Consider the following 24,958-nt stretch of genomic DNA (forward strand, 5'->3'; position numbering starts at 1 on the left):
TTCAAAATCAAGTGCTCTAAGAATATTAGAAATGATTTTGTTGAAAGGGGGGTGCTATAAATGTTAAAATGTAGAAGCAACTACTTGGATTCCTCCTAAAATACATGAGGATAGCGAATTTAGATGCATTTTTAAAATTGGCGTGGAATTTAGAAATAGTAATCACTGATGAGGTAGAAGAATTAGTAACTCACAATATTTTCTACACTGCTATCACAAGAGCAAGAGAAAAATTAAAGATTTACTGGACTCCAGAAGTCGAAGAAAAGGTAATCAACAGAATCAAACCACGAGATATAAGCAAGGATGTTGAACTTTTGAAAAATTATTTGACGCCATTTTTTTAAGGAGAGACTTATGAAAAATACTGCTGAAATTATTTCTTTATTATTCTTTTTAGGTGCTTTGTTGCCTCCTTTTTGGGGGCTGTACATGATCCGATTAGATTCTAAATTGATAATTAATCGAATCTTTCTACTTTCGAGTCTTGCATTAAGTGTTTGGTTGCTAGGCTTTGCCATGGCCAATTCACAAAGTACTGTTGAGGTGGCTTTACTATGGAGGCGCTTTGCGGCAATTGGCTGGACGTCAATCTTTAGTTTAATTTTGCATTTCTTTCTTTTAGTAACTGATGATTCGCGGGAAAGTACATTTTGTAAATTTCGACCGCTCCTGTATATTCCATCACTCATTTTAATGTTTGTCTTTTCTTTTTCAAACAAGATGTCAGCCGTTCAATATAATCTGATTAAAGTAGATACTGGCTGGATAAACAGTGTTGTAAATAACACTTGGGATTATCTTTACTATCTTTTTTATGGGGTTTATTTGGCGGCAAGTATTTTCATCGTTTGGAAATGGAAAAATCGATTAAAAGATAAAGGAAGAATTCGACAAGCGAAACTCCTTTTAAATGCCATCTTTTTTGCGACTATATTGGGAACGTTAACAGACTTAATCATCCCGTCTTATACAACGGATTCCCTCCCACAATTAGCGCCTTTGTTTGCTCTATTTCCTGTCTGGGCCATGTACTATTCTGTACGATACCATGATATCTTAAATATGGACCCGATAAAAAAAGAAGAAAGTATTTTGTCAAACAACCAACAAGCAGAAGTGTTTCGAAAACTTGCAATCGGCCTTTTCTTAGGGGGCCTTGTAATTTTCACCTTACTGTTTTTTTTAAATCAATCTAGCATTGCTGGAGATTTAACCAATTCCTTGCTTAGAAGCAGTGCCATCCTTGGTCTAGGAATTATTAGTCTTGGGGTTCAAAAAATCACTGATGATTGGTTAAGAGAAAACTTGACCCTTGTTATTTTAGTCGCAAGTATTCCAATTGTTCTGTTCCAATTTATCAACACTTCAACGACTACTATCTGGGCTTATTCGTTTCTGATTTTAATGGGGTCTCTTTTATTTGATAAACGCTTTCTGCTTCTTTCAACAACGATTATTGCCATTATTACTCAGCTATTAATTTGGATCATAAAAGGCGAATCATATGTCTTTGTTGGTAAATATGATTATATTTTAAGAATCCTCTTTTTAATTACCGCCTTCATTTTAGGCTCCTATGTAAATAAAGTCTATATCGCTAAAGTAAGAGAAAACAGGGAGCAAATTACCTTTTTAGAGCTTGTTTCTGCTATTACTTATGATTTTCTTACTTTTAACGAAGAAAACTCAGGAGAAAAAATACAGCATCTCTTAAAAAAAACCGGGGAGTTTTTTGATGTTGATCGCATTTATTTGTTTACCATTAGCCATGCAAATTCTACGATGACCTATTCAAATGAGTGGTGTAAAATGGGGATTGATCCTGAAATCGGAACAATTACTGAAGTCCCCTTGAATACTTTTTCTTGGTGGGTTGAACAAATGAAAAGTAATCATTTAGTCAAAATTGAAGATGTTAATCTAATGCCCGATGAAGCAATGGCCGAACAAAAACAGCTTGAAAGACAAGGAGTCAAGTCGTTAATCGCTGTGCCGATTATAGAAAACGACAAAATCTATGCATTTATTGGAGTCGATTCCGTAAAAGAATATAAAGATTGGTCAGACAAAGAAATTGAATTACTGAAGATCCTAGCGAATATTTTAGCGAATGTTCTGACTCCAATACAAATCGATAAGAAAACAAAATTTATGGCCTATAACGATGCCTTAACAATGCTTCCTAACCGTTTTCTTTTTATCGATCGAGTCAACCAAGCGATTCCCTTGTCTCAGCGAACAGGGAAAATGTTTGCCATATTTTTTATTGATTTAGATGGTTTTAAATCCGTCAATGATACTTTGGGCCATGAGGGGGGCGACATTCTATTGCAACAAGTTGCTCAAAAATTGGAAAGGACCCTCCGTCAAACTGATACGGTGGCTCGCTTTGGTGGCGACGAATTTTTGATTATGATTAATAATATCGATGATTCAAAGACAATTGAACAAATTGCCGATAAAATTATTAATGTTTTCGCCGAAGAATTTCTAGTCCAGAATCAACATTTCATTGTAACAGCCAGTGCAGGAATTGCTATCTATCCAAATGACGGTGAAAATTCAGAGACTTTAATCCGAAATGCAGATCTGGCGATGTATCAAGCTAAAATCCAAGGGAAAAATCAGTATGTTTTCTGTACTGAAGAAATGAAAGAGAATGATTTAACGACTCAAAAGTTGTCAGCTGATCTCAGTATGGCTTTAGCTCGGGAAGAGTTCATCCTTCACTATCAGCCTCAAGTTGATCTTTTGACTAATGAAATATCTGGAGTGGAAGCACTGATTCGCTGGATGCATCCTACAAGAGGATTAATCTCACCTGAAATCTTTATTCCATTAGCTGAAAAAAATAATTTGATTGATAGTATCGGAGAATGGGTCCTACAAGAGGCTACTCGACAGAATAAAAAATGGCAAGATATGGGACTTCCCCCAATTAATGTCGCAGTGAACCTCTCGGCAGCACAAATTAGAAATCTGAGTATTGCAGAAAAAATTAAGAAAATCACGAAGGATACAGGACTCGATCCAAAATATATTGAATTAGAGGTTACAGAGAGTATAGCAATTGATGGCGGTGATGTTGTTCTTGACATTTTAAACGAAATTCAACAGACTGGAGCCTCGATTACTATCGATGATTTCGGTACAGGGTACTCTTCGCTTAGTCGATTAAAACAGCTTCCAGTGGATCGACTGAAGATTGATATGCAGTTTATCCAGGCCATTGAAACGAGTGTAAAAGACCAGGCGATTATTAGAACAATTATTGCTTTAGCAAAAAGTTTAGATCTTACTGTTGTGGCTGAAGGAGTGGAAACAGCGGAACAACTTGCTTTTTTAGAGAAGGAACAATGTGATACAGTACAAGGATACTACTTTTATAAACCGATGGTTGCCGAAGAAATCAAAGGGATCCTTCAAACTCTCCGTTAGTAAATTACTTGATATAATAACTAAGCAAACAAAATAAAAATCCCCTAATTCCATATTTCTGGAATTAGGGGATTTTTTTCATTCGGAGCAATCTTTTAAGCTCTTTTGGCTAGTAGTTATATTTCAAACACAACTCTGTTTTTACCTCACAGTCAAGGACGATATGAAGTCAATCGGGACTACCGCAGAAATTGCTATTCAGGCCTCTATGGAAAAATATAAGGTCATGGTTTCAAGTATCGCATCGCAGTCATTCATAGGAGACCCAAACCTTACACCAGAAGAGATCATAAAAAATCTGGAGAGACTGAGAGATCAGTATGGCTTTGAATCGCTTATGATAGCAGATGCAAACGGTATTGCCATCAGTACAGATCCTACCAAGAATGGTGAGAGCATTGCAGAGTATGATGCCTTCAAACGTGCAATGGCCGGCGAGTTTCTAATGAGCAGCCCTACCATGGATGTAAATGGCGAACTTAATGTATTTGCAAATACCAAGGTAAACAATATACATGGCTATCAGGGAATCGTAAGCGCAACAATTGACGAACAGGTATACAGCAACATAATCAAGGACATCGTTGTAAACAAATCCGGAAATATATTCATCATAAACAGCGAAGGCACCATGATTGCGAACATGAGACCTGAACTTGTTGCTGAACAGGCAAACTTTATCGAAAACGCAAAAACCGACAAGGCTTATGAATCAGCTGCTGCCATATACTCCGAGATGACAGCCGGTAAAAGCGGAACAGGAAAATACACGTTTAACGGAAGCGAAAGAATATGCTACTACAGCCCTATAGCAGGAACTGATGGCTGGTCATACGGCGTCGTTGCACCAGTAAAGGAAATGACTTCATCCCTTATATACACTGTATATGGATTGAGCATTTCGAGTCTTGTATTCCTGCTTATAGGCTTATTTGTTGCTTACCGAGTAGCCTCTGGCATTGCCAACCCGGTTCGCGACATGAGTGATCGCATACAGCTTCTTTCAGAGGGAGATCTGACTTCTGATATAAGTGTTATCGACAGAAAGGACGAGATCGGAACCCTGAATCAGTCCCTTATAAATACAGTCAACTTTCTGCGTGAATACATTACAGAAATATCAGCCGTTCTTGGAAAAATATCAAACGGCGAACTGAATGTAGAGATTGAAAAAGAGTACATCGGAGACTTTGTTTCAATAAAGGATTCTATGGAAAAAATAGCAGCTTCACTGACAGATACTATGATTGAGATAAAAAACAGCTCAGATCAGGTTGCCATCGGCTCAGATCAGGTTTCAAGCGGCGCTCAGGCACTGTCTCAGGGCGCAACCGAGCAGGCAAGCTCAATAGAGCAGCTCTCTGCTTCCATAATCGAAATCTCAGATCAGGTCAGGAGCAATGCGGTAAATGCAAACAATGCAACTTCACTGGTAGAATCAGTAGGCAAAGAAATCGACCGCAGCAATATCCACATGCAGGAAATGATAAGAGCCATTTCTGAAATAAGCGACAAGTCTGCGCAGATTGGAAGGATCATCAAAACTATTGATGACATTGCATTCCAGACAAACATACTCGCGCTAAATGCCGCAGTAGAGGCCGCACGTGCAGGAGCTGCCGGCAAAGGCTTTGCAGTCGTTGCAGACGAAGTAAGAAATCTCGCAGGCAAGAGCGCTCAGGCTGCCAGCGAAACAACTGAGCTTATAGAAAGCTCTATCTCCGCCGTGTTAAACGGAACCAGGATAGCCGATGAAACCGCAGAATCATTGTCTTCAGTCGTGACAGGAGCCAGCAAGATAACCTCATTGATGCAGGATATATCAAAAGCATCAAATGAACAGGCAAACTCCATAGGCCAGGTAACTCAGGGAATAGAGCAGATATCAGGCGTTGTTCAGACAAATTCAGCTACTGCCGAAGAAAGTGCTGCTGCAAGCGAAGAGCTCAGCGCACAGGCACAGCTCCTTAACTCGCTTGTAAGCAAATTCAAGATGAGACATTAATATACTGAAAAAACAAAATATGCTCCCCTTGAGGCAGACAGTTCAAATCACAGGAACTGACTGCTCCATGGAGGAGCATATTATTTTACGATCATGCCCTTCTGAGTATCCTTAGATCTCCATCCGCGCTTACTATTTCAAATTTCGATCCGGCTTTCTTATATATTCCATAATTCGATTTCGACACAAGCGGAAATTCACATTCAAAAGTTCCCCCTGATATATTGTATTCCAGTTCAAATCCCTCGTTCTCGGGTATCTGCAGCGTGACATCTCCCGTATCAGTGCTTATTTCAATATCATCAGGGACAGAGCCAAGCACAAGACCTACGTCTCCTTTATCAGAAGATACCACAAGCTTGTCCTCGTGAGCCGCAGAAACATTTACGTCTGCTTCATGAGTTATAACCTTTATGAGATCTATATTCTCACTTACATCCTTTGGAATCCTCAGCTTAAGAGTCTTGCTTCCAGGATTTTTGAGATTGTGCTCAGAGCTTCTGCCACTGTATCTTATGATCAGCTTTCCGTTTTTTGAAAGGTATCTCATGCGGTCTATGTCAGGAAGCTCCTCGTCATAAACTTCATCAATGACTATGTCTTCTCCATCATATTCGGATATCTCCACCTCTCCCCAGGACCATATTACGTCTATCTGCCTTACATTCCCATAAGGGATTTTTGCTCCTCCTGTTGAGTACTCCTTAATCTCTCCAAAAAACGTGTATGGATCAGCACTCGATGTCCCCAGCTTGAAAAATCCGTTCCCTCTGTCCCATACCGAAAAGGCTGCTCCCGCAACTACGACTGCGACTAAGGCCCTCGTCATCCATACTCTTTTTAACTTCATCAGTCACCACCCATCTTTATTTTCTATATATTCGAATTATTCTATAACATTAATTATACTACAACTCCGGAAAAATGTGTTAATATTTATACAATTGAACCGGATTTTTTGTCCGAGTATTTTAGTGAAATTTTATTAATTAACTGGAACTAAATTTACATAAGTGTTACAATTAAGAATATATTTATACATTCAAATAAAAAAGAGGAGTTACATAATCATGTTCTTTAAGAAAAAGGATTCACCTGTATCAAAAGAAAGTACTTACTTAAGCAGCGAAAATGCTCCTAAAAAAGTATCTGTCTCAGAAAAAAACAGAGATGCGCTTCAGGAGCTCAACCGTTCAAAAATGCTATTCAGGCTTACAAGCCAGGTGGAAGAGACAGCGGTTGTCGCAGACGGGCTGATTGCCTCTACAAAGGGAATCAACCAATCCATCGAGAAGCAGATGGAGATAATCGAGAATGTAGTCGACGAGATCACAAGCTACTTCTCGCTTGCCGAAGAGGTTTTCACAAGCATAGAAAGCTCAAAGGAGATAGCTGAAAAAACAGCTGAAAACGCAAACGAAGGTACAAATGCCGTTGGGAATGTCCTTGTGTCCATGGACGAGATTGAAGATGTGGTGAACGAGGTAAGGAGATCCGTTAACGAGCTGTTCGAAAAGTCAAAGAACATAGACGATCTTCTGAACATAATAAAAGACATCGCCACAAGTACAAATCTGCTTTCTCTGAACGCAGCCATAGAAGCAGCTCACGCCGGAGCAGCTGGAAGGGGATTCGCAGTAGTGGCCGGAGAAGTCAAGAGACTGGCCGACCGCAGCATGGAATCAGTCTCACACATAGACAATATACTGAATGAAATAAAGCAAAGCATAGGAAAGACTTCAGACCTCATGCTTTCAGCAATCGACAGAGTAAACGATGGAAAACAGACTTCAGAGGCTACAAAGCAGGTCTTTGAAAGCATAATAGATTCTGCCAGAGAGAATCTGAGCGTATCTGCCGAAATAAGCACGGCAATATCAAGACAGACAGATTCCCTCGAGTCTGTGATATATTCTACGCAGCAGATGAGCCATGGCTTTGCTCAGCTCATAAAGACCGTCGAGCTCACGATACTGAACACCGAGCTCACAAGCACCGCACTGAGCAGGCTGAATGATATCTCCGGCTCCATACAGGGCTCTCAGAAGACCATATCCTCAAAGGACATCAGCAGCGAAATCTCTGATGCTCTTGTGCTTAGATGCTGCGAGCCTTACGGTCTATCCTCAGAAGACCCTATGACCAGCTCAGACCTGGTGGATTCAAGTACTTTCTATAATATTCACGGCACGCTCATAAATATAGACACCAAAGGCAAGGTTTCTCCGGGAATCGCAAAATTCTGGCACGTCCACGAGGATCAGCTCACATGGGAATTCCAGATAAGAAAAGGAATCCGTTTCCACAACGGGGATGTGCTTACCGCAGAAGACGTGAAATTCTCATATGAGAGACTCCTCAGCAAGGCTCTGAACGCAAATTCAGCATGGATACTGATGGATATAGAAGGAGCAGAGGAGTATCACAAAGGCCAGGCCGGATCAGTGTCAGGCATAAAGGTTATAAATCCCCATACTCTCACTATAAAACTAAATACACCATACACAGGATTCCTTCTCAACCTCGGACAGCCTGCATCCTCAGTTATCTCAATGCGCGCATTTGAAAAGGACCGCCGCATAACAGGCTGCGGACCATATCGACTGGCAAAGAATGCCTCTGACGAGATGCTGCTGGAAGGCTTTGATGACTGTTACTCAGGCGCTCCATATATACCAAAGGTTAAGATATCGCTGGGCGATGAAAACAGAGTCCAGAGAGTCATAAGCGGTGAACTTGACTTTGTGAGGATAGAGGACGGCCAGACCTACCAGGCGGCAAAAAAGGCAAACCTGGAAATACAGTACATGGATATGCTGTCAGTATATTATCTAGGCTTCAACTTCAGGTCAAATCATCCTGCTGTTCACTCAAAGCTTATAAGACAGGCTGTCAACATGGCCATAAACAAGGAAAGAATAGTGAACGAGGTGCTTATGAACTATGGTTCTGCAGCTGCGTCTCCACTTCCTCCTTCAATGCTTGAGGGAAGCCATATCTCGCCATATCCGCACAATCTTCAGAGAGCAAAGGAACTCATAAGAGCCAGCGGCATAAACAACCTCACCCTTGAGCTATATACGAGAGATGACGGCTCAGGCGGCCTCTTCAAGAGAACAGAGAAGCTCGTTGTCGAAGATCTCAAAGCAGCGGGATTTAACATAAACCTTCACAGTATACCTTCCGCGGAGTTCATAAGGACCAACGCATACCAGAAATCGGACATATTTATATCAAGATGGACTGCGGACACAGGAGATCAGGACAACTTCCTGAGACCAAACTTCACTGAGGACAGCAATGACAACTTCTCATCCTACTTCAATCCGGAAGTTATACAGCTTCTCGAGGATGCAAAACAGATGGTGAATCCGACAAAGAGGGCAAAGATGTACTGCGAGCTCGCTGAAATAATCCACGAGGATGCCCCATGGGCATTCCTGTTCCACCCGAAAAATGGAATCGCATATCAGAAGAATATCGGCGGCGCCAATCTTAATGCCATATCCGTAATCAGATATGACCAGTTCTTCATGAAAAGCATTTAGAAAACACTTAATAAAAAATTAATTCCAGGCTATATGCCTTAGGGGGCTGTCGGAGAATGAAGTTTTTTGACCCCCAAACTTTAATAATTAAGAATCCTAGATTATTCAACATCTACAAAAACGTAGAACACAGAATAATTTAGGATTTTTTTTGTTTAATTCAATATTTATTGTATGACAAAAAAGCCACTTGATAGTTTCTCATGACTTATAAAAATCCGATAGGATTAAGCTATTTTTGCTTCATAGGTCTTAATTATTTCTTTTGAGAAGCGATAATACTTATTTAAATTTCTGCCTATAGCATACAAAAAGAACTCTTTATGTACTTTTTCAGATGTCCGGTGATTAAATCTTCTAAAATTATCATTTTCTTTGATGTCTCAAAAATGACCTTCGGTCTGAATGGAACGTATCTGACGATACAAGATACCTTTTTCACTTTGTACATTATTATTGGACTCTGTATTTAAGGTTTCCCAAAGCAGATTTATCTTCATAACTTTGTTTTTGTGGATATCTTTTTCTTCGTTGTATTTATACAAACAGTGTGGCTTAAACTCGCATCCGCTGCAATCTTTGCATTTGAAGTTTTATGTATGAATCTATGTTATTGTTTTTAAGGTAAACTAAGTTAGCTTCACTGGAATAACCACTATCGGCCGTCACTTCCTGCGGAAAATTATTAAAATGAGCTTTATGTTTTTCAATTACAGGAATAAGTGTATTGTAATCCGTTCGGTCATTGCTTATATAAGTATGGATAATAAACTCATACTTCGCACTTCAAAAAGTGCCTATGAACCTTGAAAATTCAATAATATTTGACAAATAAAAAGCATGAAAGCTCCGTTTTTGGTATAATTGAGTTATCAGAAACAATAAATCAAAACCGGAGGTTCATGCTATGAAAATAATAACACAAAAATACGAAATTGATAATACAGTTTCTTCAAGAATATCAAGTTTTTTTAAGACTTACAGGGTAGGTTCCATACTGAAAGCTTCCAATGGCTGTAAATCCAAGGGGATTGCTTCAGTAGCTATTTTTCAGTACATCTTTTCTCTTGTCTTCTTCAACAGAAGCATGTACATGGAGATGATGTCCGAAAAGCGTGTAAATAGCTTCGCTAAGGATTCCGTATATCGATTTGTAAAATCAGCCAATATAAACTGGTTTCGCTTTACGACAATGCTTTCGTCCAGGATTGTAAGCACAACTATCGAGAAACTTACTGATGAAGACCGCATAAATGTTCTAATCGTTGATGATACTATGTTTGAAAGAAACAAGTCTAAGAATGTTGAACTTCTTTCAAAAGTATTCGATCATACAAATTCAAAATTCAGAAGAGGCTTTCGCCTGCTCACGCTAGGCTGGTCTGACGGCAATACATTTCTTCCCGTAAACAGCTGCCTGCTTTCTTCTGAAAATATGAAGAACAGATTCAATGAAGCTGAAAAACTGGACAAGAGAACCTCAGGTCACAAGAGAAGAGTTCTTGCTCAGACAAAAGCTCCACTTGTAATGCTTGAGCTGATTAAAGAAGCAATTCAGTATGAAATCCCTGCAAAGCATGTACTTTTTGATACATGGTTCTGCTCACCATCATCCCTGACTTCAATTAAAAGCATGGGACTTGACTCCATAGCAATGACCAAAAAGACACCCAAAATGCATTATCAATACAATGGTGAGATGCTTCCGGTCACTGAGATATACAAACAGAATCGCAAACGCAGGGGGCTTTCAAAGTACCTGCTTTCAGTGGATGTCAATGTAGTCAAAGGCGCAGCCTCGATTCCGGCAAAGGTTGTATTTGTAAGGAACCGAAATAAGAAGAAAGACTATCTTGCAATCATTTCTACAGACATAACCCTGGATGAAAACGAAATACCCACTTATTTACAGTAGGCCTAGCAATGTTATACTCTTTAACAACTTCATTTATGTTTTTTCAACTATTTATAAGTTCTACAATTTGCTTTTTAAATTCTTCATTATACCTTTTATTTGTATTAGACATGATAAACCTCCAAATTAATTTAATTTATTTTATCATGTCCGAGTATTTTCTGTCTAAATTAGTGTAACCTATCCACCAACTATGTTGGACGAACCGTCGGAAAGCGAGTGGAAGCCATCTGCTGTCATGCTGGCACTGTTTATCATACTTCCTATGACTATCTTAAGTACAGCAACAAACAAGTTAGCAAATAGTATTTTTCAGAGTATTTCCTTTACCTTTTTGAATTTTTCCATATTCCCTAGAACAACTCCTTTTACGCAAAATAAAAAATCCACAAGACAATAAAACCTTAAAAATTGTCCCATGGATTTAAGCCCACTGCTTCGTTCAAAGCCCGACTGCATACAGCACAGCTGCACCGTACTCAATATGATATTATACGCTGCCGCTTATGTCAACACTTTAATGGCATTTATCCTCGCATCTGTCGCACATGCTCAGCTTGTCTTCGGTGCTTCCCATTCCAAAAATTACTGCCACAGTCTTGATGGGGTGGAGCTGGAAATATGGGCTAATTGTTATGCCCCTTATTTCATCCTCTAGCGCTTCAAATATTATTTTCTGGTTCGATATTTCAAAATCCTTCTGTGACGGGAAGAGCTGCGCTGATATTTTCAAGGGCGCAGCCTCAGTGGCTATAGCCTCCCTAATCTGGCGGTTAATATCGTCAAGAGCAACTACACCTATCTTGTCGAGTATCATAGCCCTTATCATCTCGCTGCAGCTTGAGTGTTCCTGTATCCTTTTTTCTATCCTGTATCCTATTGTATAAAGCACCAGATACAATTCTGATGAGCCCTGAAGCCCCTGTACCACGTATTCGCTCTCAATTAAATAAATTCCACCAAAGCGTGTTTCAGAGCCTTTAATAGAATCTATCTTGAAACGTTTGACAAACACCTTAGCTTCGAAAAGCTCGGCAGCCCCAGCTATTTCCTCATCAATTTTTTTCAGGATTATCGGAGGGCACGGCTTGCTAGCATAGCCCAGGAATTTCTTCACCTGCTCCTTGTCAAGACTGATGCTTTCAATGTTCAATCGCATCACTACACCTCTATGCTGTCGAGCTCTCTATAAAACATTCTGCCGGCCCTTATGGCAGCTTGGAGATTTTCAATCGGCGTATCGTTCATGCAGTTGCAGCCGAAAGCGCACATGTAGTTGTCGTATTTCCTCATCTTCTTGAGCAGTCTTACCGTCTCAATTCTTATGGTATCCGCATCCGAATTGAAAAGAAGCTCTAGTGGATCAAGATTTCCAAGCAGCACTATGTTTGGAGGTATTCGCTTCATTACCTCCTCATAGTTCATTATCTGGTCGAGGCTGAGAGCGTCTATGTTGCATTTGAGCATGAGATCCAGCAGGAAATTGGTGTCTCCGCATATATGAAGCGCTTTCCAGCAGTCGAGCTCTCCGTATATCCTGTTGAGATTGGGAACCACAAGCCTTTCGAATCTCTTGGGACCCAGTGTGACCGTGGCCGGTTCGGCTATGGATATGTATTTTGCGCCGGCCTTATTCACGGCTATGGCATAGCGTCTTACGGTTTCTGTGGTAAAATCCAGAAGCCTGTTTACATAGTCAGGGTTTATGATTACACTTCTTAGAAGATGTGTGGCCCCCGCCAGCTGTACAGCCAGTGTGAATGGCCCCTGTATAGACACGAAGAGCGGCTTGTCAATATTTTTGGCTATCAGTTCCAGACTTTTGAGATTTACTGGCATCCTGCCTGACTTGTAGGGGTCGGGGACTTCAAAACGCAGGAGTGATTCCATGTCCACTATGGGATGGCTCAGCACGCTGGGGAAGTCATAATCGGGCTTAATCAGGTCCAAGCCCAGCGTCTCGCAGAATATTGCGCCATCGCACAGCGAATATATGAAGTCGGTTTCAAAGGTCTCGTTCATCTTTCTTGCAAGCTCAAGTTGCTTGTTTGGATCAGTGTAAACATCGTAGGCCTTGTAACCCTTTAAAAAGAGGCCGTTTGTACCCATGTCCGGCAGAAAAAAACTTCTATCCTCGCTGTTTATATACTCAAACAGAGTCATCTATATTCCCTCCTTTAGTAGCCTTTGAAGCAGCTTTACTGTATTAGGCGCATTCGAAGCGTAGCCATCAGCGTTTATTTCAACAGAGTAATTCTGTGTGACGCTACCGCCGCCTATTATGACATAGGGCTTATCAGCCGAATCCATGGAGCCGAGCCTGTCTATCAGTTTCTTCATCTCGCCCCTTGTGGTGGTCATCATTGAGGAGAGCCCTATAACCTGAGCCCCCTCGGCCTCTGCCGCCTTTATTATTTCATCAACTGATTTGTTGACTCCGAAATCTATGACGTCATACCCTGCAGCCTCAAGCATTATCTTGACTATGTTTTTGCCTATCTCGTGAGTGTCGCCCGCTACGACGGCAAGCAGTATCCTGCCCTTGCTCTCGCTGTTTAAGCTGCCGTACTCTTCAAGCGCCTTCAGACCCTTGTTTAGCGTGTCGGCACACACTATTATTTCAGGTATGTCGTACCTCTTGCTTTCAAAAAATTCTATAGCCCTCACCATACCGTCGTTTAGGCCTTTTTCGTATATATCCTGCAGCTGCATATGCTCTGATTCTATTGCCTGCTTAATTAATTGACCAATGCTCTCCTCGTCCATGTTGAGTATGCAGTCTGAAATTCGTTTTAAAATATCCATGCTTATTCCTCCATTGCAAAATTTCTGCCTAGGCTATATGAGGTGTCTTTTAATCAATTTGTTCCTTAGCTCCATATAGTCCTTATAGCTAAGCGAGTAGTCCAGCCTGACGCTTCTTTCAGGCACAAACTCCATTTCAGCCTTGCTGCCAAGGAAAGGCTCCATTTCCCGCAGGATTTCAGCCTTTGAAAGCCCCTTTTTCTCCAGCTCCTTGAATATTCCAAAGTCCTGTATGCCAAACAGGAAGTTTTTCTCCCTCACAGAGCCCATGGGCTTCAAATCCTTGCCCGGATATACAAAGAACATGTCCCCGGCGTTCCATTTCGGATACTTGTACCTGACATCCTTGAGAGGGTCTGCAGGCCATATGGCATAGGCCCACCTTAGGAAGCCGTCGAAATCCCAATAATATGTGAACCAGCCCTTGAGCCTGCTTTCGATGAGAGGAGACTTTATGAAAATATTCAAATCCTCTGGAAAGCAGCATGAAAACCATGTGAATCTTCCGCCCCTGCTTTCCAGTTTCTCCTTTGTTGAATGTAGATTGTCGATATTGTTCACTAGCTCGCATGTGTTTAGCGATAGGCTCTGTATGTTGTCGCCGTATTTTTCGAAGAAATGCTGGTCATGTATGGCGCATTTGAATCTGACCTGGAGCTCCGGCGCCGCCGATTCTATGAGCTCCAAAGTCTCCATGAAAAGCTCCACGTTGTTAGGCTCATCGCTCATAACAAGGCTCTTGTCCCACAGCCCTCTCTGGGCCAGATGCCTGAAAATCTGTGAAAGATATTCTCTGAATTCGGCCTTAGACCTTATGAAATCAAAGCGCCCAGTGTCCTCATTATAGCAGACTACCCTCATGGGGTCCCTTAGGTCGCCTATTGGGCTGCCAAAGGAATAGGCGTCCCAGTTGCCTATTATTCCGAATATGTTTATCTCCTCTTTAATGCCGTGGCTAAAGCATATGTCTATATACCTGTCCATAGCGACAAAATCGCAGACTATCCTGCCGTTTTTTCTGCTTACTTTTACTATGTTGAATTCAAAGAGGTTCGAGGCGTTTTCCTCAAACTGGTAGCATCGTTGGCCGGCCCAGGGATAGTCAGTCACAATAAGGTCCACCACCCTCTGGCCAAGCTCGGAAAGCTCATTGATGTAGTTGTCTATAATCTGAAAATGCTCCTCCGAGAAATATTCCACGTCATAGGCTCTTGCCCAGCTGCAGGGATGCTGCCAGAGATCGAGATAGAATTCGCCTTCCTTCACAGGCTGCAGGGTATAGTCAATAACCTTTATATCAACTATTTTGCTTGCTACTGGCTCTTCCCTTTCATAGCCCTTTGAATAATAGGCCCTTACTTCAAGCTCCATAACAGCTTTGTCAAATCCCGAGGGTATCCTGCCGCCTACCCATACCATCTGGTAACCGTCCTCTATATACACCGACCTTTGCTTGAGCATAGGATCTGCTACTATGCTTCCATCGTCTATTTGCACATACCCGAGAAAATTCATATCGAGCTCTGTCTCTGCCCCGGATATCTCAAAACGCACCTTGTCATTAAGCCCCTTCCAATGTATGTCTCTTGACCTTCCCAGAGTGCAAAGGAAAGGCCTGTCTCCCTTTATGAGTAGCTGAAATCCGAAGAGCTCTTCCTTTACTACTTCCATAGTCTTGGTTTCCACAGACAGGAGCTCTTCAGAGCCCTTAACATGCTTGCATGATGAATCAAAAATTTTCAAATCCAGGTTCATGCTATCTCTCCTTTCCCATCAGCCCATTACCGTGGCTGCTGCTATGAGCTTTACTATATAAGCTATACTATAAGCTATGAAATTTCTAAAGCCCTATCCTCTGTTTGCTTTCCTTGTCGAAGCAATGTATTTTTTTTCATTGAAGCTTATATTCATGGCCATACCAAGCTCCGAAGGCGTCTCCCGACCAACCTTTGCAGCCACGTTGTCGGCTCCGACCTTGAGGTAAACATACTTTTCACTTCCCATGTTTTCTACGGCATCTACAGTGGCGTCGATAATATGGCTTTTCACGTCTCCTCCGACAAAAACGTCCTCCGGCCTAATACCTACTACCACCGTCTTGCCTCCATACGATTTTTCCTTTAGCGGTTTGGCGATATCATCACCCGGCTTTATACTCAGGCCTTCCCTTTCAAGGTACAATCCGCTTTCGTTCTCCCTCACCTCAAGATCTATGAAATTCATCTGAGGAATTCCTATGAAGCTTGCCACAAAAAGGTTTTGGGGTTTTTCATACAGCTCCTGAGGGGATGCGAATTGCTGAATCACGCCGTCCTTCAACAAGACTATCTTGTCGGCCATTGTCATGGCCTCCGTCTGATCATGTGTTACGTATATGAACGTCGTTCTAAGCCTTTTGTGGAGCTTGACTATTTCCGCCCTGGTTTGAACCCGCAGCTTTGCGTCCAAGTTCGACAAAGGCTCGTCCATGAGGAATACCTTGGGATTTCTAACTATGGCTCTTCCCAATGCCACTCTCTGTCTTTGGCCGCCCGAAAGGGCCTTCGGCTTTCTGTCAAGCAGCTCCTGTATGCCCAGTATGCCTGCGGCGTTTTTTACCCTCTCGTCTATTTTATCCTTAGGCACCTTTCTCATCTTAAGACCGAAGGCCATGTTTTTGTATACGCTCATGTGCGGATATAGGGCGTAGTTTTGGAATACCATGGCAATATCCCTGTCCTTGGGCTTCGCGTCGTTGACAAGCTTGCCGTCTATATATAGCTCGCCTTCGGTTATGTCCTCAAGGCCCGCGATCATCCTAAGCATTGTGGACTTACCGCAGCCTGATGGACCTATGAATATGATGAACTCTTCATTTTTTATTTCAAGGTTGAAATCGGAAATGGCCCGTACGCCGCCCGGATATACTTTTCCCATACTCTTGAATGTTATATTAGCCATACTGACACTCCCTTTCTCTATAATAAAGAATCAAGTTGCTAATTGGGCATGCTTCAATTTAGTCAGGCTGTGCCTACTCCTTTACTCCGCCTGCAGCCAGACCCTTAACAATATACTTTTGTATTGCAAGGAACAAAACTAAAACGGGCACTACTGAAATCAACGAGGCCGCCATCATCTTGTGCCAGTATGTCTCAAAGAGCGACTTGTAGGATGTGAGCTCCAATGAAATTGTTCTCATCTCTGTTTGTGTTATGAAGGAGTTTGCAAATATTAGATCGTTCCATGTTACAATGAACGCGAACAGTCCAGAGGTTATCAAGCCCGGCGCCAGTACAGGCATAAGCACTTTTATTAACGCCTGGGTCCTTGTGCAGCCGTCGAGCATGGCCGCCTCATCAAGACTCGGAGATATTCCATCCAGATAGCCATAAAGCAGCCATACCGTCATGGGCAGCGAAAATGCCGTGTTGGGTATTATGAGCGACAGGTAGGTGTTTAAAAGTCCCATATCTCTTACTACGCCGTACATGGGACCTATTAGAATTACAGCGGAAAACATCTGGGTTATTATGACACCAAACAGAAAAATCTTCTTGCCTGCAAACTTGAACCTGGAAGCGCTGTAGGCGGCAAAAAGTCCCAGAACTGTGCATAGGAGCATGGTGCTTATAGATACTATGAGGCTGTTTGTAAAGGCGGTCCTTATATTACCATCCCCACTCCACACCTCGCTGAAATTCTCCCACCTAATCACATCCGGAACCCATGTAGGTGGCCACTTTGTAACCTCCGCGTAGGACTTAAGGGAGGTTGACACCATTATGAAGAAGGGAGCTATCATAAGGCCTATTACGATTGTAACTATTAAAGTGTTTATGATTTTGAATATCGAAGCTCTAGTTTTTCCCATGGCCTATTCTCCGTCCCTGTGTATTTGCTTCCAGTAGAATATGCTCAGCACAGTCAATACGGCAAATACCGTCACTGAAAGCGTGGCGCTCATTCCAAGGTCGTATTTGCCGAATATCTCCTTGTAAATCCTTATCATCATTGTCTCCGTGCCGCCCATAGGTCCTCCTCCCGTCAGAACGTATATCACGTTGAAGGAATTGAAAGTCCAGATAGTCGTAAGCGTAAGGGCGATAAGCAGGACCTTCTTCATGCCGGGCAACGTTATGTGCGTGAATCTCTGGAGAGAGCTGGCGCCGTCAACCCTTGCCGCCTCATAGAGCGAATCCGGAATAGCGCTTAGCCCCGACAGAAATATCATGGTCACAAGAGGTATTCCTATCCAGGCGTCTACTACAGAGGCCGACAGGAAGGCTAGCCTCGGGCTGGATAGCCAGTATATGGCGTCACCGATTACGCCCAGCTTTTGCAGATAGTAATTAAGATACCCATACTGGCCGTCAAGTATCCACGCCCAGAGTGTCGCCACAACAACCTGGGGTATAGCCCATGGAATAAGCACAAGGAATCTGTAAATTTTTTTGAAATAGATCTCTCCGTTAAGCAAAAGTGCCATAACAAATCCGATACCCATCTTAAGTCCTACAGTCAGCGCCGTCCATTTTATCGTAAGTATAAGCGTATTGTAGAATTTTGGGTTTGTAAGTACGGTTATGTAATTGTCTAATCCTACAAAAGCGCTCTTACCCCCAATCAGGGACACGTCCTGAAAAGAGTACTTAAATGTCAAGAGCAGCGGGTAGCCGTAGACTAGTGCCATAAATAAGATTACAGGCACTATAAGAGCATACGGAGTCGCCTGCTTTCTTTTCAACTCAGTTATCATAGCTGCCTTACAACTCCTTTATCGTTTTATCATAAGAATGTAGCTGAAATCAGCTACATTCTTGTTATAGTATTTATTTTGCTGTGAGCTCCTGCTCCGCGCTTTTTAGAGCGTCTTCAGCTGTGGCGTTTCCAGTAAGCACCTTCTGAACCGCTGTAATAAACTGCTCGTTGAAAGTGTCCCAAACCGGAACCTGTGGCTCCGCCACACCGTATTGTATCATTTCCTTGAATGGCTTAAGGAAATCGCTGCTATATCTTTCTTCCTTTTCTTCCTCTACTAGTATAGGGAAGAAGCCTATTGCCTCATCATATGCGTTCTGGTATTCGAATTTGCCCATGTGCTCTATAAGCTTCCATGCAAGCTCCTTGTTCTTGCTTTGTGAAGATAGTGAGAATGAGTCTGTAACAAGTGTCTCAGCCATTTTTGTACCTGCAGGAAGCATAGCCACGCCGTAAGGAGCCTTGTCGGCACTCTCATCAAGCGTTTTTTGTTCCCATGGTCCTGATATGAACATTGCAAGGTCTCCGTTTTGGAACATAGGGGCCTGGCTTGACCTTGATGTTGAAACTGGATCAGGTATTAGCTTAGCATCATTGAATTTCTTTAAGAAATTAAGTGTTGCAATATTTTCAGCTGTAGCCAACTTTATGTTGCCCTCAGCGTCTGTAGCCGAGCCGCCATTTTGATATATGAAGTTGAAAAGCTCGTCCGTTCCTGAAGTGATGTCTGTAGGTATTGCAAAGCCGTACATCTCAGGATGCTCCTGCTTTACCTTTTCAGCTGCCGCATAAAGCTCGTCCCAGGTAGTAGGAGGAGTCTGTATGAGGTCAGTTCTGTAGTAAAGAGCCCTTGATGAGAACGCCAGAGGGATTCCGTATTGCGTTCCGCTTATATTTGCAGTAGCCAGCACAGGCTTTACACGGCCGGCCTTGAATTCGTCAGTCATGTACTGGTCCAGCTTTTCTATTGCGCCCATCTCGGCAAACTGTCTGAGCGATCTTGAGCCTGTTATCATTACGTCAGGAGCCTCGCCTGCCTGTATAAGTGAGACTATTTTGCTGTTTGCCTCGTCCCAGCCTGCAGGAATTACCTCAACATCCACGCCTTGGTTTTCCTTTTCAAAGTCGTTTATGCCTGCATCGTAAAGACCCTTCCACAGCTCATCCTCGTAACCAGGAATGAATATTTTAATTACCTGCTTTTCGCCTGACGCCTCTTCTGTTTTCTTTCCTGTGCAGCCCACCATTGAGCCCGCTACAAAAGCTACAAGCAGGAGTATTAGCGCTGAATAAATGCCCTTGAATTTCTTTTTCATAATAGATTATTGCCTCCTTTTACAATTAAAAGCATACATTTAACTATACACTTTTTGTCCTATGTGTTTTTGAACCCTTTTTATAATTATAGGCACTCCAAACTATATAGTCAACATTAATTTAATATTTCTATAATGACACATTAATTTAATATTTCTATAATGAAGCATTATTTTATTGATAATCTTTATACATACACCTAATAATATTCACCCTGAATTATTCATGACAACGACAAAATTATTCTCTCAAAGCGCATGTAATAAAGCCTACTTTTTGGTAGGCACAATTTCCATAATGTCCCCAAAATCACAATCAAGCACTCGGCAGATCTTAACGAGCACTTCCATGGAAACATATTCGTTATTCGAAAGTTTAGTGAGGGTGTTTGGACTGATTCCTGTGGCTAGGCGAAGATCCGTTTTTTTCATGCTTTTATCGATCAGAAGTTTAAAGAGTTTGTTGTAGCTGACACCCATAAATTCACACCTCGTTTATAAGGATTACAATACATTGCCTATCTATTCGATTATATCACGATGAATTTCCAAATGGCAGAAAAATATATAGATATTTGCGAATTCCTCTTTGAAAATCGTTTTTTCTATATAGGATTAGGATTTTAGGTGTGAATATACCCGGATCTTTGACACTTTATCCCATTAGAATATGCTCCAAAGCCTTGCAACAGGCTTATTTTTTTGTCAAATTTTAAAAATAATTATTGAGGAATTTGTGGCAATGTGTTATAATATAGTATATATGGAGGTGTAAATATGAAACTTACTATTTCTAAATCTAAAAATGCTTCGTCCTTATACGTCACAAAATCTATTTATGTTAACGGGGTTCATACCTCCAAGATTGTTGAAAAACTTGGTACTTATGCAGACCTTGAGAAAAAACTCAACGGTGAGGACCCTATCGAATGGGCTAAGGCTTATGTTGCTGAGCTTACAAGAAAAGAAAAAGAAGAAAAAAGAGAAGTTATGGTCAGGTATTCTCCTGCGAAGCAGATTGCCAAGGATGAACAAAAAACATTCAATGGCGGATATCTGTTCCTGCAGCAGATATACCACCAGTTGGGTCTTTCAAAGATATCAAAGGTAATCTCAGAAAAATACAAATTTACATACAACCTGGATTCGGTTCTTTCAAGACTTGTTTACAGCAGGATTATCTTTCCTGCTTCTAAACTCGCTACATGCGAGCAATCGAAGTTATTCATGGAACAGCCTGAATTTGAGCTTCAGCATCTCTACAGGTCTCTGGAAGTACTCGCCAAAGAGTCAGATTACATACAGTCTGAGCTTTACAAGAACAGCCTCAAAATCTGCGACAGAAACAATGGGATCCTTTACTATGACTGCACCAACTATTTCTTCGAAACAGAGCAGGAAGATGGCTTAAGGCAATATGGCGTTTCGAAGGAGCACAGGCCTAATCCGATTGTCCAGATGGGACTGTTTATGGATGGGGATGGTTTCCCGCTTGCATTTTGCATAAACAAAGGTAACACTAATGAACAGGTTACGTTGAAACCACTGGAGAAAAAGATAATATCTGACTTTGGTCTTTCAAGATTTGTAGTATGTACTGATGCCGGGCTGGCTTCTGTTGCTAATCGCAAGTTCAACGACATACAGGACCGGGCATTCATAACTACTCAGTCTATCAAGAAACTGAAGGCATCTCTCAGGGAATGGGCTCTGGATCCTACGGGATGGAAAATGAGTGGTTCAGATGTTCTTTATGATTTAACGGAGTTAAATGAGGACAGTAACTTGGACCTCACATTCTACAAAGAAAGATGGATCAAGGAGAAAGACCTGGAACAAAAACTGATTGTGACATTCTCTACCAAATATCAGAAGTATCAGCAGAGCATCAGGAATCGTCAGATAGAACGCGCACAGAAAGTAATTGATACAAACTCTGGAAAACTGAAGAAGTGTAATTCAAATGATTACAAGAGATTCATATCCAAGTCTCATTGCACCGAAAATGGTGAGGTAGCCGAAAATGAAAGCTACTCCATTGATACTGATTTGATTGCCGGCGAAGCCGCTTACGATGGATTCTATGCGGTTTGCACAAACCTCGATGACGATGCTTCCGCAATCATCAAGGTAAATCAGAGAAGATGGGAGATTGAAGAATCCTTCCGGATCATGAAGTCTGAGTTCAAGGCTAGACCGGTATATCTGCAGCGTGATGACAGAATAGAGGCACACTTCACTACCTGCTTCATTTCACTCATGATATACAGAATTCTTGAAAAGAAGTTGGGCGAAAAATATACATGTCACGACATAGTGACAGGACTGAGAGACATGAATTTCTTTGAAATCACTGGTGAAGGCTACCTTCCAACATATACAAGAACAGATTTAACTGATGATCTTCACGATGCATTTGGATTCAGAACAGATTATCAGATAGTAAATACAAAACAAATGAAAAAAATTTTCAAAGATACAAAAAAATAAAAAACATTACTCACTTTTCAAAAAACAAGAAAACCTGTAAATCGTTGATATTGCTTCGATTCACAGGTTTTTATTCCATTAAAGTGTCAAAGATGAGATTATACTACAACTCCGGGAAAATGTGTTAATATTTATACATTCAAATAAAAAAGAGGGAGTTACATAATCATGTTCTTTAAGAAAAAGGATTCACCTGTATCAAAAGAAAGTACTTACTTAAGCAGCGAAAATGCTCCTAAAAAAGTATCTGTCTCAGAAAAAAACAGAGATGCGCTTCAGGAGCTCAACCGTTCAAAAATGCTATTCAGGCTTACAAGCCAGGTGGAAGAGACAGCGGTTGTCGCAGACGGGCTGATTGCCTCTACAAAGGGAATCAACCAATCCATCGAGAAGCAGATGGATATAATAGAAAATGTAGTTGACGAGATCACAAGCTATTCGTCTCTTGCCGAAGAGGTTTTCACAAGCATAGAAAGCTCAAAGGAGATAGCTGAAAAAACAGCTGAAAACGCAAACGAAGGTACAAATGCCGTTGGGAATGTCCTTGTGTCCATGGACGAGATTGAAGATGTGGTGAACGAGGTAAGGAGATCCGTTAACGAGCTGTTCGAAAAGTCAAAGAACATAGACGATCTTCTGAACATAATAAAAGACATCGCCACAAGTACAAATCTGCTTTCTCTGAACGCAGCCATAGAAGCAGCTCACGCCGGAGCAGCTGGAAGGGGATTCGCAGTAGTGGCCGGAGAAGTCAAGAGACTGGCCGACCGCAGCATGGAATCAGTCTCACACATAGACAATATACTGAATGAAATAAAGCAAAGCATAGGAAAGACTTCAGACCTCATGCTTTCAGCAATCGACAGAGTAAACGATGGAAAACAGACTTCAGAGGCTACAAAGCAGGTCTTTGAAAGCATAATAGATTCTGCCAGAGAGAATCTGAGCGTATCTGCCGAAATAAGCACGGCAATATCAAGACAGACAGATTCCCTCGAGTCTGTGATATATTCTACGCAGCAGATGAGCCATGGCTTTGCTCAGCTCATAAAGACCGTCGAGCTCACGATACTGAACACCGAGCTCACAAGCACCGCACTGAGCAGGCTGAATGATATCTCCGGCTCCATACAGGGCTCTCAGAAGACCATATCCTCAAAGGACATCAGCAGCGAAATCTCTGATGCTCTTGTGCTTAGATGCTGCGAGCCTTACGGTCTATCCTCAGAAGACCCTATGACCAGCTCAGACCTGGTGGATTCAAGTACTTTCTATAATATTCACGGCACGCTCATAAATATAGACACCAAAGGCAAGGTTTCTCCGGGAATCGCAAAATTCTGGCACGTCCACGAGGATCAGCTCACATGGGAATTCCAGATAAGAAAAGGAATCCGTTTCCACAACGGGGATGTGCTTACCGCAGAAGACGTGAAATTCTCATATGAGAGACTCCTCAGCAAGGCTCTGAACGCAAATTCAGCATGGATACTGATGGATATAGAAGGAGCAGAGGAGTATCACAAAGGCCAGGCCGGATCAGTGTCAGGCATAAAGGTTATAAATCCCCATACTCTCACTATAAAACTAAATACACCATACACAGGATTCCTTCTCAACCTCGGACAGCCTGCATCCTCAGTTATCTCAATGCGCGCATTTGAAAAGGACCGCCGCATAACAGGCTGCGGACCATATCGACTGGCAAAGAATGCCTCTGACGAGATGCTGCTGGAAGGCTTTGATGACTGTTACTCAGGCGCTCCATATATACCAAAGGTTAAGATATCGCTGGGCGATGAAAACAGAGTCCAGAGAGTCATAAGCGGTGAACTTGACTTTGTGAGGATAGAGGACGGCCAGACCTACCAGGCGGCAAAAAAGGCAAACCTGGAAATACAGTACATGGATATGCTGTCAGTATATTATCTAGGCTTCAACTTCAGGTCAAATCATCCTGCTGTTCACTCAAAGCTTATAAGACAGGCTGTCAATATGGCCATAAACAAGGAAAAAATAGTGAACGAGGTGCTTATGAACTATGGTTCTGCAGCTGCGTCTCCGCTTCCTCCTTCAATGCTTGAGGGAAGCCATATCTCGCCATATCCGCACAATCTTCAGAGAGCAAAGGAGCTCATAAGAGCCAGCGGCATAAACAACCTCACCCTAGAGCTATATACGAGAGATGACGGCTCAGGCGGCCTATTCAAGAGAACAGAGAAGCTAGTTGTAGAGGATCTCAAGGCAGCGGGATTTAACATAAACCTTCACAGTATACCTTCCGCGGAGTTCATAAGGACCAACGCATACCAGAAATCGGACATATTCATATCAAGATGGACGGCGGACACAGGAGATCAGGACAACTTCCTGAGACCAAACTTCACAGAAGACAGCAACGACAACTTCTCATCCTACTTCAATCCGGAAGTTATACAGCTTCTCGAGGATGCAAAACAGATGGTGAATCCGACAAAGAGGGCAAAGATGTACTGCGAGCTCGCTGAAATAATCCACGAGGATGCCCCATGGGCATTCCTGTTCCACCCGAAAAATGGAATCGCATATCAGAAGAATATCGGCGGCGCCAATCTTAATGCCATATCCGTAATCAGATATGACCAGTTCTTCATGAAAAGCATTTAGAAAACACTTAATAAAAAATTAATTCCAGGCTATATGCCTTAGGGGGCTGTCG

The 24,958-nt window shown here is 41.9% G+C and carries 16 protein-coding genes and 3 pseudogenes; 7 read left to right on the forward strand and 12 right to left on the reverse strand.

Annotation, left to right across the window (positions count from 1 at the left end; all coding sequences use genetic code 11):
• Window positions 1-104 precede the first annotated feature (104 nt).
• The 3 genes from AC4PGZ_RS11290 to AC4PGZ_RS11300 all read left to right on the forward strand — a co-directional run bounded on the left by AC4PGZ_RS11290 (window position 105) and on the right by AC4PGZ_RS11300 (window position 5,446).
• A complete protein-coding gene (locus tag AC4PGZ_RS11290; protein ID WP_492158720.1) occupies window positions 105-347 on the forward strand; it encodes a hypothetical protein in 243 nt (80 codons plus the stop codon).
• Between the two features lie 10 nt (window positions 348-357).
• On the forward strand, window positions 358-3,441 hold the full coding sequence (locus tag AC4PGZ_RS11295; protein ID WP_492158721.1) for an EAL domain-containing protein: 3,084 nt from the start codon (window positions 358-360) through the stop codon (window positions 3,439-3,441).
• Window positions 3,442-3,604: 163 nt separating this feature from the next.
• Window positions 3,605-5,446, forward strand: coding sequence for a methyl-accepting chemotaxis protein (locus tag AC4PGZ_RS11300; RefSeq protein WP_492158722.1), 1,842 nt, complete (start codon window positions 3,605-3,607; stop codon window positions 5,444-5,446).
• Between the two features lie 91 nt (window positions 5,447-5,537).
• On the opposite strand, the gene AC4PGZ_RS11305 is transcribed toward AC4PGZ_RS11300, so the two are convergent.
• Window positions 5,538-6,296 carry a DUF4097 family beta strand repeat-containing protein gene (locus tag AC4PGZ_RS11305; protein ID WP_492158723.1) on the reverse strand — a complete coding sequence of 253 codons (759 nt, stop codon included), beginning with the start codon at window positions 6,294-6,296 and terminating at the stop codon, window positions 5,538-5,540.
• A gap of 220 nt (window positions 6,297-6,516) precedes the next feature.
• Between AC4PGZ_RS11305 and AC4PGZ_RS11310 the strand changes: the two genes are divergently transcribed.
• On the forward strand, window positions 6,517-8,994 hold the full coding sequence (locus AC4PGZ_RS11310) for an ABC transporter substrate-binding protein (protein WP_492158724.1): 2,478 nt from the start codon (window positions 6,517-6,519) through the stop codon (window positions 8,992-8,994).
• Window positions 8,995-9,377: 383 nt separating this feature from the next.
• On the opposite strand, the pseudogene AC4PGZ_RS11315 reads toward AC4PGZ_RS11310, so the two are convergent.
• Window positions 9,378-9,572, reverse strand: a pseudogene (locus tag AC4PGZ_RS11315) (transposase); the annotation flags it as partial.
• Window positions 9,573-9,901: 329 nt separating this feature from the next.
• Here AC4PGZ_RS11315 and AC4PGZ_RS11320 point away from each other — a divergent pair.
• Window positions 9,902-10,909 (forward strand): IS4 family transposase, encoded by a 1,008-nt coding sequence (locus AC4PGZ_RS11320; protein ID WP_492158725.1) that lies wholly within the window; start codon window positions 9,902-9,904, stop codon window positions 10,907-10,909.
• 186 nt (window positions 10,910-11,095) lie between these two features.
• Here the strand turns inward: AC4PGZ_RS11320 and AC4PGZ_RS11325 are convergent.
• From AC4PGZ_RS11325 to AC4PGZ_RS11370, 10 genes and pseudogenes are all read right to left on the reverse strand, one after another.
• Window positions 11,096-11,218 (reverse strand): annotated as a pseudogene (locus tag AC4PGZ_RS11325) (cation efflux transmembrane domain-containing protein); the annotation flags it as partial.
• Between the two features lie 208 nt (window positions 11,219-11,426).
• Entirely contained in the window at window positions 11,427-12,068 is a 642-nt protein-coding gene (locus AC4PGZ_RS11330; protein WP_492158726.1) for a hypothetical protein, read from the reverse strand.
• A 2-nt stretch (window positions 12,069-12,070) separates the two neighbouring features.
• Window positions 12,071-13,072 (reverse strand): uroporphyrinogen decarboxylase family protein, encoded by a 1,002-nt coding sequence (locus AC4PGZ_RS11335; protein ID WP_492158727.1) that lies wholly within the window; start codon window positions 13,070-13,072, stop codon window positions 12,071-12,073.
• Window positions 13,073-13,714 carry a cobalamin B12-binding domain-containing protein gene (locus AC4PGZ_RS11340; protein WP_492158728.1) on the reverse strand — a complete coding sequence of 214 codons (642 nt, stop codon included), beginning with the start codon at window positions 13,712-13,714 and terminating at the stop codon, window positions 13,073-13,075.
• Between the two features lie 33 nt (window positions 13,715-13,747).
• Complete coding sequence (locus AC4PGZ_RS11345; RefSeq protein ID WP_492158729.1) at window positions 13,748-15,469, reverse strand: DUF4091 domain-containing protein; 1,722 nt, start codon at window positions 15,467-15,469, stop codon at window positions 13,748-13,750.
• An 85-nt stretch (window positions 15,470-15,554) separates the two neighbouring features.
• Window positions 15,555-16,654, reverse strand: a pseudogene (locus tag AC4PGZ_RS11350) (ABC transporter ATP-binding protein).
• Window positions 16,655-16,727: 73 nt separating this feature from the next.
• On the reverse strand, window positions 16,728-17,567 hold the full coding sequence (locus tag AC4PGZ_RS11355) for a carbohydrate ABC transporter permease (protein ID WP_492158730.1): 840 nt from the start codon (window positions 17,565-17,567) through the stop codon (window positions 16,728-16,730).
• Between the two features lie 3 nt (window positions 17,568-17,570).
• Window positions 17,571-18,452, reverse strand: a complete 882-nt coding sequence (locus AC4PGZ_RS11360) for a carbohydrate ABC transporter permease (protein WP_492158731.1) — start codon at window positions 18,450-18,452, stop codon at window positions 17,571-17,573.
• A gap of 73 nt (window positions 18,453-18,525) precedes the next feature.
• On the reverse strand, window positions 18,526-19,770 hold the full coding sequence (locus AC4PGZ_RS11365; RefSeq protein WP_492158732.1) for a sugar ABC transporter substrate-binding protein: 1,245 nt from the start codon (window positions 19,768-19,770) through the stop codon (window positions 18,526-18,528).
• A 270-nt stretch (window positions 19,771-20,040) separates the two neighbouring features.
• Window positions 20,041-20,250, reverse strand: a complete 210-nt coding sequence (locus AC4PGZ_RS11370; RefSeq protein WP_492158733.1) for a helix-turn-helix domain-containing protein — start codon at window positions 20,248-20,250, stop codon at window positions 20,041-20,043.
• Window positions 20,251-20,547: 297 nt separating this feature from the next.
• Here AC4PGZ_RS11370 and AC4PGZ_RS11375 point away from each other — a divergent pair, with 297 nt between their 5' ends.
• Both AC4PGZ_RS11375 and AC4PGZ_RS11380 read left to right on the forward strand, forming a co-directional pair.
• Window positions 20,548-22,260, forward strand: a complete 1,713-nt coding sequence (locus tag AC4PGZ_RS11375) for an IS1634 family transposase (RefSeq protein WP_492158734.1) — start codon at window positions 20,548-20,550, stop codon at window positions 22,258-22,260.
• 168 nt (window positions 22,261-22,428) lie between these two features.
• Entirely contained in the window at window positions 22,429-24,906 is a 2,478-nt protein-coding gene (locus AC4PGZ_RS11380) for an ABC transporter substrate-binding protein (RefSeq protein WP_492158735.1), read from the forward strand.
• The last annotated feature ends 52 nt before the right edge of the window (window positions 24,907-24,958 follow it).

It is taken from the genome of Proteocatella sp. QWL-06 (assembly GCF_058684135.1).

Excerpts from the sequence above, each read along its gene's own strand:
- AC4PGZ_RS11355 (WP_492158730.1), bottom strand. The coding sequence starts at position 17,567 with ATGGGAAAAACTAGAGCTTCGATATTCAAAATCATAAACACTTTAATA.
- AC4PGZ_RS11335 (WP_492158727.1), bottom strand. The coding sequence starts at position 13,072 with ATGACTCTGTTTGAGTATATAAACAGCGAGGATAGAAGTTTTTTTCTG.
- AC4PGZ_RS11330 (WP_492158726.1), bottom strand. The coding sequence starts at position 12,068 with ATGCGATTGAACATTGAAAGCATCAGTCTTGACAAGGAGCAGGTGAAG.
- AC4PGZ_RS11360 (WP_492158731.1), bottom strand. The coding sequence starts at position 18,452 with ATGATAACTGAGTTGAAAAGAAAGCAGGCGACTCCGTATGCTCTTATA.
- AC4PGZ_RS11305 (WP_492158723.1), bottom strand. The coding sequence starts at position 6,296 with ATGAAGTTAAAAAGAGTATGGATGACGAGGGCCTTAGTCGCAGTCGTA.
- AC4PGZ_RS11295 (WP_492158721.1), top strand. The coding sequence starts at position 358 with ATGAAAAATACTGCTGAAATTATTTCTTTATTATTCTTTTTAGGTGCT.
- AC4PGZ_RS11310 (WP_492158724.1), top strand. The coding sequence starts at position 6,517 with ATGTTCTTTAAGAAAAAGGATTCACCTGTATCAAAAGAAAGTACTTAC.
- AC4PGZ_RS11300 (WP_492158722.1), top strand. The coding sequence starts at position 3,605 with ATGAAGTCAATCGGGACTACCGCAGAAATTGCTATTCAGGCCTCTATG.
- AC4PGZ_RS11290 (WP_492158720.1), top strand. The coding sequence starts at position 105 with ATGAGGATAGCGAATTTAGATGCATTTTTAAAATTGGCGTGGAATTTA.
- AC4PGZ_RS11320 (WP_492158725.1), top strand. The coding sequence starts at position 9,902 with ATGAAAATAATAACACAAAAATACGAAATTGATAATACAGTTTCTTCA.
- AC4PGZ_RS11345 (WP_492158729.1), bottom strand. The coding sequence starts at position 15,469 with ATGAACCTGGATTTGAAAATTTTTGATTCATCATGCAAGCATGTTAAG.
- AC4PGZ_RS11365 (WP_492158732.1), bottom strand. The coding sequence starts at position 19,770 with ATGAAAAAGAAATTCAAGGGCATTTATTCAGCGCTAATACTCCTGCTT.
- AC4PGZ_RS11340 (WP_492158728.1), bottom strand. The coding sequence starts at position 13,714 with ATGGATATTTTAAAACGAATTTCAGACTGCATACTCAACATGGACGAG.
- AC4PGZ_RS11380 (WP_492158735.1), top strand. The coding sequence starts at position 22,429 with ATGTTCTTTAAGAAAAAGGATTCACCTGTATCAAAAGAAAGTACTTAC.
- AC4PGZ_RS11370 (WP_492158733.1), bottom strand. The coding sequence starts at position 20,250 with ATGGGTGTCAGCTACAACAAACTCTTTAAACTTCTGATCGATAAAAGC.
- AC4PGZ_RS11375 (WP_492158734.1), top strand. The coding sequence starts at position 20,548 with ATGAAACTTACTATTTCTAAATCTAAAAATGCTTCGTCCTTATACGTC.